The 14,554-nt window shown below is 42.4% G+C and carries 12 protein-coding genes; 3 read left to right on the forward strand and 9 right to left on the reverse strand.

Annotated features, from left to right (window positions below; translation table 11 throughout):
- A complete protein-coding gene (locus tag MHM87_RS04965) occupies positions 1-1,617 on the forward strand; it encodes a hypothetical protein (RefSeq protein WP_239257935.1) in 1,617 nt (538 codons plus the stop codon).
- A gap of 102 nt (positions 1,618-1,719) precedes the next feature.
- Here the strand turns inward: MHM87_RS04965 and MHM87_RS04970 are convergent, their stop codons facing one another.
- Positions 1,720-2,784, reverse strand: coding sequence for an XrtA/PEP-CTERM system-associated ATPase (locus MHM87_RS04970; protein WP_014999112.1), 1,065 nt, complete (start codon positions 2,782-2,784; stop codon positions 1,720-1,722).
- A gap of 188 nt (positions 2,785-2,972) precedes the next feature.
- On the opposite strand from MHM87_RS04970, the gene MHM87_RS04975 reads away from it, so the two are divergent.
- On the forward strand, positions 2,973-3,320 hold the full coding sequence (locus MHM87_RS04975) for a GIY-YIG nuclease family protein (protein WP_014999113.1): 348 nt from the start codon (positions 2,973-2,975) through the stop codon (positions 3,318-3,320).
- 35 nt (positions 3,321-3,355) lie between these two features.
- Here the strand turns inward: MHM87_RS04975 and MHM87_RS04980 are convergent, their stop codons facing one another.
- Entirely contained in the window at positions 3,356-4,261 is a 906-nt protein-coding gene (locus tag MHM87_RS04980; protein WP_014999114.1) for a DUF350 domain-containing protein, read from the reverse strand.
- Between the two features lie 314 nt (positions 4,262-4,575).
- On the opposite strand from MHM87_RS04980, the gene glnE reads away from it, so the two are divergent.
- The gene (gene glnE / locus MHM87_RS04985; RefSeq protein WP_239257936.1) at positions 4,576-7,509 is read left to right on the forward strand and encodes a bifunctional [glutamate--ammonia ligase]-adenylyl-L-tyrosine phosphorylase/[glutamate--ammonia-ligase] adenylyltransferase; all 2,934 of its coding nucleotides are present in this window, start codon (positions 4,576-4,578) and stop codon (positions 7,507-7,509) included.
- A gap of 10 nt (positions 7,510-7,519) precedes the next feature.
- On the opposite strand, the gene MHM87_RS04990 is transcribed toward glnE, so the two are convergent.
- The 7 genes from MHM87_RS04990 to MHM87_RS05020 all read right to left on the reverse strand — a co-directional run bounded on the left by MHM87_RS04990 (position 7,520) and on the right by MHM87_RS05020 (position 14,545).
- Positions 7,520-8,137, reverse strand: a complete 618-nt coding sequence (locus MHM87_RS04990; RefSeq protein ID WP_014999116.1) for a TcpQ domain-containing protein — start codon at positions 8,135-8,137, stop codon at positions 7,520-7,522.
- Positions 8,138-8,290: 153 nt separating this feature from the next.
- On the reverse strand, positions 8,291-9,226 hold the full coding sequence (gene lpxL, locus MHM87_RS04995; RefSeq protein WP_239257937.1) for an LpxL/LpxP family Kdo(2)-lipid IV(A) lauroyl/palmitoleoyl acyltransferase: 936 nt from the start codon (positions 9,224-9,226) through the stop codon (positions 8,291-8,293).
- A 173-nt stretch (positions 9,227-9,399) separates the two neighbouring features.
- On the reverse strand, positions 9,400-9,657 hold the full coding sequence (locus MHM87_RS05000) for a DUF3081 domain-containing protein (protein ID WP_014999118.1): 258 nt from the start codon (positions 9,655-9,657) through the stop codon (positions 9,400-9,402).
- A gap of 72 nt (positions 9,658-9,729) precedes the next feature.
- Entirely contained in the window at positions 9,730-10,260 is a 531-nt protein-coding gene (locus tag MHM87_RS05005; RefSeq protein WP_239257938.1) for a hypothetical protein, read from the reverse strand.
- Between the two features lie 13 nt (positions 10,261-10,273).
- The gene (locus MHM87_RS05010) at positions 10,274-11,458 is read right to left on the reverse strand and encodes a hypothetical protein (RefSeq protein ID WP_239257939.1); all 1,185 of its coding nucleotides are present in this window, start codon (positions 11,456-11,458) and stop codon (positions 10,274-10,276) included.
- A complete protein-coding gene (locus tag MHM87_RS05015) occupies positions 11,455-12,249 on the reverse strand; it encodes an outer membrane lipoprotein-sorting protein (protein WP_014999121.1) in 795 nt (264 codons plus the stop codon). Before MHM87_RS05015 ends, MHM87_RS05010 begins: the two co-directional genes overlap by 4 nt.
- A gap of 1 nt (position 12,250) precedes the next feature.
- Positions 12,251-14,545, reverse strand: coding sequence for an MMPL family transporter (locus MHM87_RS05020; protein ID WP_239257940.1), 2,295 nt, complete (start codon positions 14,543-14,545; stop codon positions 12,251-12,253).
- Positions 14,546-14,554: the final 9 nt, after the last annotated feature.

Here is a 14,554-nt window from a genome sequence, read left to right on the forward strand (position 1 = left end):
ATGAAAGACAAAGGACTGGTTTTTACCTCAACATTGTTTTGCATCTATCTATTAAGTTTTACTTCTTTAAGTTTGCGCTCTGCTGAGTTTGATATAATCCCGTCTGCGTTTAGCTCCCTTAATTACGTTGAAAGGGTTGCAGATAGCCGAGAAAGCTTCTTCGCCTCTGAGGTAAGCCCTCGTGTTCTTTTGACATATCGTAGCAGCAAACTCCAAGCTTCAGCATCAGTTAACAGTAGAAATATTTACAGAGATACATCTTCCTACTCATTTGAAAGTTATTTAACAACGAGTTACAACGGAAGGTATGAGCTTTATAACCAACGCATATTTTTATTTGGAAATGGTTCTCAGCAGTTTAACTCTGTAAATGCCAACAACTTGCTTATCGATGATTTGGTCACGAACCCGAACAACCTTGCTAAAACTCGCAATAATACCGCTGGTATTCAAGCTATACGACTAGGCAATTCTTGGTTCAATCTCTCGGGTAATGCATCTGCGTCATTGTTTGAGAGTGAACGGAGCAGCAACAGCGAAACAGCATTTGAAACAACGAGCTACCAAACAAGCATTAATTTCACAAGTGGAGAACGCTTCACATTCTTTCGCTGGAACATATCCAGTAATTATCGTGAGGCTCAGAGACAAGATAGCTTCGACACTAAGCGACGCAATTCTAGTGCAGATTTGAACTTTGCTCTTAACAACCACCTCTTTCTTACAGCGGGTGCACGCGAATCCAAACAAGATTTAAATAATACAGCAGGTGTTGATACATTTCGGACCTACAGTGCTGGATTACTATATCAAAATCGCCGAAACTTGCTGCGAATTGCCTACAATACTGTTGACCAACAAAGCCAGTTATCAAATAGCGACGATAGCGGATTTTATTCTATAGATTTTCGTTTGGAACTGAGCCCAAGAACAAATATATCTGGGAGTAAGGGTGTTGCGTTTTTTGGAGATACAGAATCATTTGCCTTCAACTATGCGAACCGTAAACTTAGGGCAAGTGCTACCTATACAGAAAGTGTAACAGCAAGCTCATCTGTTTTTGAAGAAAACAGTGATGGTGTATTTGTCTGCCCTGATACATTTTTTTCACTAGAAGATTGTTTTGTACCCGATACTCTAAATTACGAATTGCAGCCAGGTGAACAGTTTACTGACCTTTCGACTTTTCAAGATAATATAAACGATAGCGAACGAATTAGAAAAAATTGGATCTTTAACACAGGTTATCAATTCAATAGAATTACAGTTTCAGTAAGAGGAAGCCGTTTACAGTCATTATTTTTTGATGACACGCCTGACTCAATTCAACATTCAATATCTACTTCACTCATAGCAAGGTTAGGCGTGCGAACATCACTTAATGCCAGTCTTTCATACATTAAAACCGAATTCGACAGTGAAGAGCCGAGAGATTCAGATAGTTATTTTGGAAGCGTTGGAGCAAACTTCAGTATAAGAGAAAGTTTTATATTGGGGTTACAGGGGCAGTATCGCTCTCTCGACTCTGTAAGTCAGTTTGGTGACTATCAAGAAAGAAGGCTTTTGTTAACGTTAACATATTCACCTCGTGGCAGGGGCCGCGGAGCACAACGCTAAATTTACCGAGTATTGAAGGCGGAAATTGGGTAAGCCAAATTGATAATTTTTCTGTTCCCGCTCCCTCTTATTCTACAAACTAAATGATGTTAGGTATTGGAATTACTCTTTCTTATCATCACTCTTAAGCCGCACATACGTCTTAAACTTCTTCTTCATCAGTTTATCCACGTACTGGGTCATTTTCACTTTCTGTGAAATAGCATCATCTAAGGCGTCGACTAACTCAGCTAGCATATCTAAATAGTATTTAGAGTCACGAATAACGTTGCCTTTAGGCGTCATGATGGTTTGGCTTTCAGGGTGGTCAGCAAAGCCCATGTGCTCTGTCACTTCTGCGCCAGTTTTTTCCGGTTCAAACATTTCGGCTTTAACTTCTTCAATCACCTCATTAACTGCAACAGCATCGAAGTTATCTAACTCTTCTAAGAAGCCATAGAGCATTACTCTGTCCATTAGCGTATTAATTTTTCGTGGGATACCGCGAGAGAACATGTGAATTCTTTCAAATGCCTCATCACTAAATAACTGTGAACCGTTCCACCCTGCATGGTGCAAACGGTACTCAATATATTCTTTGCACTCTTCCAACGAAAGCGGAGCAAGATGGCAAGACGCCACAATTCGCTGTCTAAATTGCTCCATATTTGGCGCTCGCAGAATGGGTTGAAGCTCTTCCTGCCCCAGTAAGAAACTTTGAATTAGCGGCTTACCGTTTAGCTGAAAGTTACTTAGCATTCTCAACTCTTCGATAGTCTCAAGCGGTAGGTTTTGTGCTTCATCCACAAGTAACAACGCACGTCGACCTGCTTTATTTAGATCGTACAAGAAGATTTCGAGTGCTTTTAATATATCGGCTTTTGAACGCCCTTCCGTAGGGATATCAAATTTAGATGCGACCATTTTTACCAGTTCATCTGGCGACAGCTTAGGCGTTACTATCTGAGCAGCTGCGATGTCGTCTTCAATTTCTTCAAGCAGGCTGTTTGCAACGGTAGTTTTTCCGGTTCCTATTCCACCGGTGATAACAATAAAACCTTCAGCTTGGGAAAGACCGTACTGCAGATAGGACATGGCGCGTTTGTGCCACTTACTTGCGAAGAAAAACTCTGGATCTGGGGTTAACTGAAACGGTTTCGAGTTAAGTCCATAATAACTTTCGTACATGCAATTTACCGTTTTTCCATTAAAAATGTGCGTTCGAAACTATAAGCGTAAATACCTATTATCGATACAGCGCGCTGATTCTCTATGGTAACCAACATTACGCAATTATCGAAGTATTATATTTACGCCTAGCCTTTGGATAATTCTGCTAACATTAGGCTAAGAGTAATAATTTACATTGAATTACATTGTCACAAAGTATATCAGTCAACGACGACAATACCCACCGGGGAACCTCAAGACCACCTTGGTATCTTTACTTAGTCGAAAACAAGCTCGGGCACATTTATACAGGGATTACCACAGACCCCAAGCGCCGTATCGCCCAGCATAGAGGAGAGTTAAAAGGTGGCGCAAAAGCCTTAAAAGGCAAAGCACCACTGAGTTTTAAAGCGGTATTCGAAGTTACTGATAAATCCCACGCTTCAAAGCTTGAGTATGAAGTAAAAAGAATGAGTCGCCCTCAGAAAAATCGAATTATTCATAAAGGGCAACTCCATGAATTATTGTGTATTCGAGCCCAATTCGAAGATTAGTATAATTCATCAATTCTTTATAAAACGGTTTTCCCCTACCCGCCTAGCACACCATTGATGATCATAGCGTTACCAATGCTGAGCGTGAACCCGAGTGCAGCTACGCCAACGTTATGCTGTTGATCAACTTCCTGACGGAAATTCATGCCAAATAAGATAATTTTTTTGCTCGCTAGTACCAGAATGTGAAGTGCAATCGCCAGACCTACACTGACAATCAACCAGCCCGTTACGTTGCTCACGTAGCCGGACGGGTTGTAAATGAGCAAATTCTTGGCCGCAGATACAATCATTGCTGTACCAAGTAAGTTACCGGTATGCTCGATAGCAAGTGCTAACTGCCCTTTTTCCAGCGCCCCTTGGAATGAATCGTTCTGATTGTCTCTCGCATACCTAAATTCTAAAATTCGCGTCATGACAAGCAGCATAGTTAAGACAACAGTAAACCCCGTTACAATTGCTATAAGCGCATTCATATCACTGCCATCTACCCACACCATGATGTTGCGCAAAACGATTGCACTCGCAACAAGACTTGCAGCATCAACCAGTGCAACACTAACGCTTCTATCGGCTATCATGGCATGGGTATCTACTTTATTGAGTACCAGTTTATCGTGAGCGAAACGCCCAAATTTCACTAGTATAATGCCCACAATACCGAAGGTTACCATTCCAATCGCCGCTTCTTTGTAACCCATACCAATATGACGTCCAACAACAGAGCTTAATACGATGCACAGCGACAGCATGCCGCCTGCAATACTAATCCCAAATGCGAAGTTATCTTTTACACCTAGCTCTTCTGTTACTGAGTATTTTCTAAATGCGCCCGTCAGCCACTTCATAATCATTAGCAGTACTAACGCTATCGCTACATCCATAGCGAGGTAAATCAACAGTTCTTGCGTTAGGGGTACTAGTTTTACTAAGGCTTCCACGTTATCTTTGCTCCTTGAACACACAAAGTTCGTCTGATTATTTTCACATTTACATCGAAATATCAGTGACAGCTAAATGAATAGCATTCATCCGATACAAATTTGTACAACGATGACATCGAACTTGTTCAGATTTATTTTAGTCAGGGCCTAACAACCTATGTATTACACCCAGGGTTAGCAGGCACTTGCCGACAGTGAATTTTGGGCCATATATTCATGGGTCCAGCAACACTTAGCCTTGAGTACTTGCAATTACAATTGTGAGTATTCATCCGTTTAACACGAGTGATATCTCATAAGACGCGAGCATTATGCCAATAGACAACGAAAATAGCATGACAAACGCAGAACTTGCTGAAAAGTTTTGGCAGCAGTTGTTAACAGCACCGGTAATGAGTGAAAATGACAAAGTGATTGTTGAAGCCCATAGTGAAACGCTAAAACAAGCGTTTTCCCGTTCAGCATTCTTAGCAGAAACACTGATTCAAAAGCCCTCGTTTGTTTCTCGAATCGTTGAACATTATCGCCCCTTAGAAAACAGTGAAGAACTCCAGTCCGTTGGCACTACCATATCTTCTGACTACCACACAGCCCTCGACGATAAATTGCAAGGCGTTGTTAGCGAAGATGATCTAATGCAAGTATTGAGGGAGTTCAGAAACAAAGAGATGGCACGAATTGCTTTCCTCGACGTTCTCAACAAGCAACCCATAGATACATCACTTATACATGTTTCTGCATTAGCCGATGTACTCATTAGCGGTGCATACCACTGGCTTTATCAACACTTAGCAGCGCGCTATGGAAAACCACAAAGTCACGGCAAAGATATGCACATGTATATCCTAGGAATGGGGAAATTAGGAGGGAAAGAGCTCAACTTTTCTTCTGATATCGATTTAATCTTTGCGTACCCTGAAAAAGGCGAAACCCAAGGAGGGCGAAAAAGCTTAGAGCACCAGCAGTTTTTTACCAAGGTCGCGCAAAAGCTCATCCAAGCATTGAATAAAGTAACTAATGATGGCCAAGTCTATCGCGTTGATATGCGTTTACGCCCTTTTGGCGATTCCGGACCGCTCGTAATGCATTTCGCCGCACTTGAAGACTATTACCAAGACCAAGGTCGCCATTGGGAGCGCTTTGCCATGGTAAAAGCGCGGGTGATTAACGATGATAATTCGCAAGATGTGAAATGGTTAAACAGCATTTTACACCCTTTTACCTTCCGCCGTTACTTAGACTTCACCACGCTGGATGCTCTCCGTAACATGAAAAAGCTGATCGCCACAGAAATACGCAGACGCAGACTGAGTAACAATATAAAACTCGGCGCTGGTGGCATTCGGGAAGTGGAGTTTTTTGCTCAGAGCTTTCAGTTGATCCATGGAGGACGAGAGCCAGAATTACAGAGTAAGTCATTACTTCGCACTTTAGACGCTCTAACCGAGCTCGATATTGTCGAAAGTGAAGTAACACAACAACTTAAGCAGGACTATCTGTTCCTAAGAAAAGTAGAACATACGCTTCAACAAGCTCAAGACCAGCAGACCCAGACCCTTCCTGAATTACCTTGGCAACAAAACGCACTAATAGGAGTAATGGGGTTTGAATCTTACCGTGACTTTTTAGCACATTTAGATGCTGCCATGGCACGTGTTCACACACACTTCAATGAATTAGTTGAGGAATCCCATGATACGCACTCAGAAGAAGACCAGCTTTTCACTGCCTGCCAAGATGCATGGCGTTTAGCGCTGCAAGAAGATGAGTTTACTGAAACCTTTAGCGAACACCTTTCTTCTAGTGATATTAAAGGCATATTTTCTATTCTTATTGCCTTCAAAGATAAGCAGCGCAATTATCGTATTGGTCAAAAGGGCGAAGACACATTAAATAAGCTACTCCCTGAAATCTTGTATGTGCTTATTAACCAACACCCAAATTACATCCCACAGGTACTCGACCGTTTACTTGGCGTAATAGAAGCGATTACTGGCCGTACTACCTATCTTGACCTATTGCTCGAAAACCCGGACGTACTCAAGCAGTTAGTAAGGCTATGTGAGCGCAGTGACTGGATTGCCCAAGAAATTAAGCGCTTTCCCTTATTGTTGGATGAATTACTCACGCCGTTATATCTCGGTCAGCAGAACACTGATATTCATACCAGCAAACAGGAATATCAGCTGGAGCTGCGTGAAACCATGCTTCGTATTGAACAAGATGATGTTGAAATGCTTATGGATGGCTGGAGGCAGTTTAAGCTTTGCCAGCAGCTACGTATCGCCGCCAGCGACATCAGTGAATCACTGCCCATAAACAACGTGAGCGATAAGCTTACGGTACTGGCTGAAGTAATATTGGAAAACGTGGTAGACGCAGCGTGGATGCAAATGCAGCAGCGCTATGGCGTTCCAGCACACTTAGAAGGAACCGACAAAGGGTTTGCAGTTATTGGCTATGGAAAACTAGGCGGGTATGAACTCGGATATGGCTCTGACTTAGATTTGGTCTTTTTACATAGCGCCCCTCGCGGGGTAAGTACAGACGGCAAGAAGTCTATTGAGGCACAGCAATTTTACATTAAGCTGGCGCAACGCATTATGCACCTTCTCAATACTAAGACCTTGTTTGGCCAATTATATGAAACAGACCTCCGCTTGCGCCCTTCTGGAAATGCAGGACTGTTGTGCTGTCATATTGACGGTTTTGAAAAATATCAGACAGAAGAAGCGTGGACGTGGGAACATCAAGCGTTGGTGCGTGCCAGAGCTATTTGTGGAGACCCTCTTCTATTAAGCGATTTTACACGTGTAAGAAATACCGTATTAGGAAGGGAAAGAGACGTGAACGCGCTGGCTGAAGACGTATGCAAAATGCGCTTAAAAATGCGCGAACATCTGCTTTCAAAGAACAACGATAAGGTTGATTTAAAGCAGTGTGTCGGTGGTATTACCGACATCGAGTTCATGGCTCAATATCTTGTGTTGGCTAATGCGCACTTACATTCAGCCATGATGGAGTACCCGGACAATCTGCGCATTTTCGACGCAGCGGTTAAGAGTGACATCATTGATGCGACCACTGCACACAAATTACAAAAAGCGTACTTAAAACTGCGTGAACAATATCATCACTTAACGTTAGCGGATACTAAGTATGCAGATCAAAGTGAAGAGCTAGACGCCATCCGAGAACAAGTAACCCAACATTGGGATACACTGTTTGGAACGTGTAACGATTAACCGAGAACGATTAACCTCTAACTATACGGCAGTTGGTGGTGAGGAACTCCGTTTCTTCGGCCGTCACCACCAGCGAACGCTGTTCTGCGCACAAATAAGCTTTTACCTGCCCCTCGAAACTACTATCTATGGCGCTGGCAATCTTAGCCAACGAACCCGCTACAGTGTTGTCTAATTGGAACTGGTGCTTAATAACAAAATCTTGTTCGAGGTTCCATATCACCTGCATCCCCTCGGCCTGTGCATACTGCGAAATTGCTTCGCGTAATGTATTTCCTTCCTGGAACGTGCGGTATTTATGCTCACCGGTCCAGTTCTTTTCAACTGGGCGGGTTTGGCTAGACATTTGCGCAAGCTTATTGTCTAAATTTGGATCGACGCCCGCAACATCCAGTACGAAATCCCCCTGTTCGTCCTCCACCGGGTCGGTAGCCGACATTCGAAAGTCTCGATAGAATTCACTTAAACCACGTGAGACAGACTTCTCTTCCGCCTGCCCTTGAGGAACAGGCTCTTGGTCCTGAGTTTGAAGCATATAGATGAGCACGCCCGCAATGATAACAAGCACTGCCGCTATGCCAATTTGCTTTGCCCAAAACGATGAACTTGAATAACTTGTCTGTCCCATAACTTACCAATGTGTAGCCACTTTTAATCGAAAATCAGCTTATGCTATGTGTATGAAGTTAAGCATAATTCTTCTATTTTAGTCTACCTCTAGACGATAAGCCTATTATTCTATTTATCTAATTTTCATCGCTAGGTGTTTATTCATACCCAACTATAGTGATTTATACAGAGACTCTGGGTTAGATGCGGGTCTGGTTTTGAACCTTTTGTGCATCCACAAGTAGCTTTCTGGTTGCTCTTTCACTGCCGCATCTACATGTTGATTGAGCAATGTTAATGCTTCAGCATCTTCCATATCGCCTAATTCAGAAAGCGGTGGATATATTTTAATTTTGTAACCGCGCTTCGTGTATTGCGACGTTATAAGCATGGGTTCAGAGTGGCTCCGCCTAATAAACATGAGCGTTGCCGTTGTGGTCGCGGTCTCTTTTACCCCACCAAATGGGACAAATATACTTTGCTTCGGACCGTAGTCTTGGTCAGGCAAATACAAACACAATTCTTTGTCATCAAGCGCCGCAAGTAATGCCTTAGCATTGCGTTTATCAATCATGTATTTATTTGAGCGATTTCGCCCGTGATACTGAAGGTAATCAACTAACGGATTGTTGTGCTTGCGATAAAACGCAATACTGGGATGAAAAAAGCCAATTCCCCGACACGCAAACTCTAAGTTCATGTTGTGAAGGGCCATGCCGAATACGCCTTTGCCGCTGGCTAATGCCGCTTCAACATGTTCGGTGCCTTCAATTTCAATGGCGCGTTTTACACGCCAGCTAGGCCACCACCATCCCATGGCGGTTTCGTATAACGCCATACCTGTACGTCGAATGTTTTCTTTGTAAAGCGCGTCTACTTCACCAGGTGTAAGCGTGGGGTCCCACAGTGCCAAGTTTCGCTTTGCGACTTTAGCGCGTTTAGGCACTATTAATGCGATAAGTTTACCGGTACCGCCACCAATAGCGCGGATTACAGGTAAGGGCAGCCATGTAATGGCATAGAGGACGAAAACACCTAACCATACAGGCCAAAATTTAGGGCCTAAAAAGGCTAGTTTAAATTTAGGAGCTTTTATTGCCGCCGCCAATGTCTATTTCCTTTAAAACGAAGTGGCGGCATTGTAACAGAAGGTTTTTTATGGGGCTAATTAGGACAGACCGCTCACACGGAGTTTGCGGTCAAAAGATAGCTTAAGCTCGTCCAACATTCGTCTTTAATGGCCACGGCCTGCTTTCTCTTATGAAAACGTAAGCCTGACCATTAGTATTCTTTATCTATTTGCTTTAACTTTTTCTCAAACGATTCATATTGCTCTTTTGAGTCATAGTCAAAATGGTATTGGTTGTGAAAGCCGAACTGCAGCTTCACATTAACATCTTCAATGTAAAGCGTGTAACCGTCGTGGTCTGTAAACGCTGTTATCCCATTAAGTTTGTACTGTTCATTTTCTTTCGCGCCATGTTGGCGAATCTTATCGAAAACCTGAAGTAAGAACTTGCTGTCTAATTCGTTTTTCATTGTAAATCCATTGTTGAGAATTTATCTATTTTTACACCACCAAACGATATTTGGATTCAAACCTATTAGGGGTCAGTTGAAGTTATACCTAAAGCCGACATTAAACATATTTGTCGAAAAGCTATCTTCCCCCGACATATGGATATATTCAATGCGTACCATTGATCTAAGACCTACATAATAGTCATAGCCTAAACCTACAACTCCAGCTGCCAGACTGTTTTGTTGACTACATACCATTGAGGCGTCTCCATCTCCACACTGCATTGCAATATCGACATCCACCTTAGCAGCCCCGACTTTATAAAATAACTCGCCAGTAGCCCCGCTAGCTTTACCGAGTAAAGATAAATACAGTGCGTCTCCTGTGGCTTCGCCGTTATCATTCGAAAAATCGAAAAGGTTCAAATAACCTAACTCTGCATACCACTGCTTATGTATTTGTTTTCCAAAAGCTGCACTATAAGCAAATTCTTTGTCGCTAACGCCAGACGTGTCAAAATCATTGTAGGCTATTGTGACTAATCCATAGTTTTTTGGTGCAGCATAGGCCTGAGAAAACCCTAAGAATACAACACCAACTATCCATACAAACCGCTTCATTTAATCCCTAACCTCAAAAATAGTACTCTAATGAAAATTGGACGTGGTCATCACGTCTTAAGAAGAAAAATGGATCTTCTTCGTCATTCGATGAAAAGAAATACCCGTCCACTTTCCAGCGCCAGTTGGCAGACAATCGACTGCTTGCCTCAAGATATGCGGAATAGGTGGATTTATCATCCAAGTCTTTTACAAAACCCAACAATATTTCCGACCCAGCGATATCATTGGCAATAATTCGCAATCCTAACATTAAGTCGTTTTGGCCAATAGCGAAAAAGTTATCATCTCGCTGGTCATACTGATACTCAGCCAAATAACCTAAACCATAACGACTGCCAAGGACGCCTTCTTGGGTATATTCGAATCCAGCAACGACAGCTGCAAAGTCCTCAGACTGCCCTTTACGATAAATACTCTCAAGTTTAAGTAACCAAGCGCCGCTCACCTTTAAAAGATCCAAGCCCACTTGATCAATTTGGGCGTAAAAAGGATTTATAGACACTGTTCCATCAGAAGATTGAGTGGTTACCAACTCAGGCTCTCTTGTCGTTCCTGTAAAATATGACAATCCCACTTCCCAATCACCAATTGATGACTGCCAACGCAAGGCATAGTCAACGTTGCTTTCTTCATTGGATGATTCATAAATCGCATCAGAAATTGCCAAAGGTGGACGTATACGCCCTTCACTGCTTTGGAACGTGCGTTCTCTAAAATACGGAAGAACAAAAGCAGAGAAATTGCCGTAGTTAGAAAAATAGGAAAAACTAACCATTGGCTGGCCTAGTTTGGCTTCCCCGTCAACCGATTCAACCGCATCAGTCTGGTTAATAATATCAACAAGGTGAAGTGACTCTGTCTGGCCCCAGAAAACCTTACCTATACCAACTTTTGTTTCCCAGTCATCTTGATAGTGTGCCCATTGTAACTCTCGGATGTCGCCATGAGTTCGCTCAGAATCGTGCTCATCAACACGATAAAATGGTTTGAAAATAAGCGTATCTTGCCCTTCGTTGAACTCACTATAGAGCTCAGGAGAGACAAATAGTGAGCTATATGTGCGCTCTTGCTGTGGATATAACGCATCTTGTAAGTAGTAACGCAAATCAACGCCGGCTGAACCTGTCACTTCTACCGCATTGATTGAGGGGGTTAAACTTACCGAGAGTGCGAGGCCGAGAATTTTTCTAATCATCTAACTCTCTTTAAACTGTTTTTATCAAAGTCGCTGTCTGTTAGTTCTGTATCAAATGACATTTCTTCAGTTAACAGATACGTTGACTTCCTAGTCTGTACGTTGCGCATAAAGCTTTTCATTGGTCTCCAATACTTATCTTTAAAAAGCTTATAATCAGATAATTCAAGCGTTTTCAACAGCGCTTCTTTTTGGTCATAAAATTCTATTTTTTGTACGCGATAATGTGATTTATCTATCCACACTTTTTGGTACGAATAACCAGAAAACTCGTATTGAGGAGTTTGCTTTAGAACATAACACTCCTCTCCATTTACTTTTTCTTCACCTAAAAACACATAAGAAAATTTCTCTACCTCAAACGAGGTCATATCTTCAAACGCAAATTCACTCCCGACAAAGGGGCCGCTTTTACTTTTAGAAGATATTCTTTTAACTCTCTTCAACGCAGGCAAAAAGATCCATTGTTCATCTGCCTCCAACGCATGTGAAAAGCTCAGAAAAGCAGTACCTTTCACATCACGTGGCGATTCAAAGATAGTTAATGCTTTGTCACCATCGTCCACTACTTCCAATGTCTTAACTTTGAGCTCTCGTGTTGCTTCATTTCCCTGTGCATTTTTCAGCACCATAAGAACCTTAGCTTCGTTTGTACCCCAGCCAATGTCTCTTGCTTTACGCTCTTTAGCTATGGCAATAGCCTTTTCGTCCCCCTGAATCTCAGCAGCTACGCTAAAATGCACCGCGATAAATACGATCAGTAAAAAAAACCTTTTCGATAATCTCTTCATATTAAGACTCCTTATGGACCGTCTTTGAATCTCCCAACCATGCAAGTAAAGCTGGCAAGAAAATAAAATCAACCAATAGCGCCGCCAGTATAATGATAATCGTCAACATACCCATATGGGCATTTAAAACGAAACTTGAAGACGCTAGTACTGCAAACCCCATTGCTAGTACAACTGTAGTAGTTGTTAATGCCATACCTACGGTTTCAAACGCATAAACAACACTGTCTGCCGCAGATAAATCTTGTGATTTCGCCACTTGATACTTCGTTAAGAAGTGAACTGTATCGTCGACAATAATGCCCATCGTCATGCTGATTACAACAGACAAGGCCATATTTATTTCACCAGAGATCAGCCCCCAAACACCGAAACCTATTGCAGCAGGTAATAAATTAGTAATTAAACTAATACCGCCCAGTTTTATCGACTTAAGGGCGAATAATATGAGTATTGATATTAGAACCAGCGCAAATACACTCCCCCAAACCATATTTTTCATATTGCGCTCGCCAATGTGCGCGAACATGAGAGGTGGACTAGCCGCTTCGATACGATACCCGTTTGTCTGGTTTAAAAAGTATGCTTTAGCCTCTTTTTCTAAGGCAGTGATATCTCGACTACCTAGATTATCTATTACCGCAATGACCCGAAGAGCAGACTTATCAATATCAATTTGATTTCCAAGGTCTAACCCAAACGGTAAAGACATCTCATACAACAGCAAATATTGAGAGGCCAACTCTCCGTCTGTAGGAATAACAGCGTAATCTGGGTTATCCCCATTCATGTTTTTGTTCAATCGTTTAAGTGTATCAGTAAATGAGAGGACATGATTAACCTCTTCCCTCGCCCTAAGCCACTCTGCGAACGATTCAATCTCCTGCAAAAAAGTGGGTTCTGTAATGCCGTATGGGGTATCCGTATAGATAACGAAATCAATGTTAGACATTCCACCAAGCTTTTCTTCGTTGACTTGCACCGCCTGCCTAAAGGTACTGCGTTCATCGAAATATTTAACTGCCACATCATTTAAAACATTGTTTGTCGCAAATAAACTAATGCCAGCAATTACGATAAGCGATACAGGAAGTAACTTGCGATGATGCGTATTAACTACTAGCGCCCAATGCTTAAACACAGTGTTGCGAATTGCTGTAGAAGGCTTAAGGGGGCGTAAGGTCAGCAAAGAAGGCAGTATCGTAAGTGAGAAAACGCAAGCTAACATCACACCAAGTGCAGTCATATTGCCCAAATGAGCAAGCACTGGCACTGCTGAAAAGTTGAGCATAATGAATCCGATAGCAGTCGTGATACTGGTTATGAATATTGGCTTTCTATTTACATCTATACTTTTCTGTATCGCTTCTTTTGTTCCTAGCCCTTGGCTTAGATAATACTTTACGCCGACAATAATATGTATGCAGTCTGCCACAGCAAGGGTAGTGATCATTGTAGGTGCGTTAACAGTGGCAGTACTCAAATAAATGCCGAACCAGCCGGTAATCCCGATGGTAATAGCGACTGACACTAAAACAACAACAATGGTAAATGCTGCGGCCCATAACGAGCGGACAATGAGGGCGATGGCAACAAAAATCAGCAAAAACATAAGTGGAATAAGTGTTTCCGCGTCCTGTTGAGCTGCAACAGCAAATGCGTCGTTCATTACGACCATACCGGTTAGATATATGTTGTGCCCTGGGTACTTGGCTTCATACATACTTTTCATTTCTTTTGCCGCAGCGGCAATTTCGATAACTTGCTGTGTTTGGTCTCCGTCTGGCAACTGAATAGTCGTATCCACCACCGTCACATCAGCTGATCTAGAAATTAAACGACCGTAGAGCTCAGGGCTATTGGTAAGGACATCACCGATATCATTAATAGCCTCTGCACTCAAAGATTGCTGGGTAATTAAATCCTCTACCACCAAGTCCCCATCTTCGTCATAGGTATGTTGAAAATTAGATATAGACTCGACTCTTGTAGAAAGGGGCAACTGCCACGCTTGTTCGGTAAGTTCGACGACAAGCTCAAGCGTAGCAGGCTTAAGTACTTTGCCGTCCTCCGGCACAATCATAAACGCTACGTTTTCACTTTTATTAAATATGTTCTGCATTTCTTCAAAGGCGAGCCGCTGAGGATTATCTGGTTCGAAGAACACTTTATAATCGCCTCTAAAATACAAATTCTGAGCCCCAATCATTGCGACCACAGTGACAATGAAAACGAGAGCAAGCGAAATAATAGGCGACCGGATAGCGAAAGGCAGGCGGTTATATTTATGGGGCATCACAACGTC

Origin of the sequence: Alteromonas sp. Cnat3-28, from assembly GCF_022348265.1 — a bacterium.
Classification (GTDB): domain Bacteria; phylum Pseudomonadota; class Gammaproteobacteria; order Enterobacterales; family Alteromonadaceae; genus Alteromonas; species Alteromonas macleodii.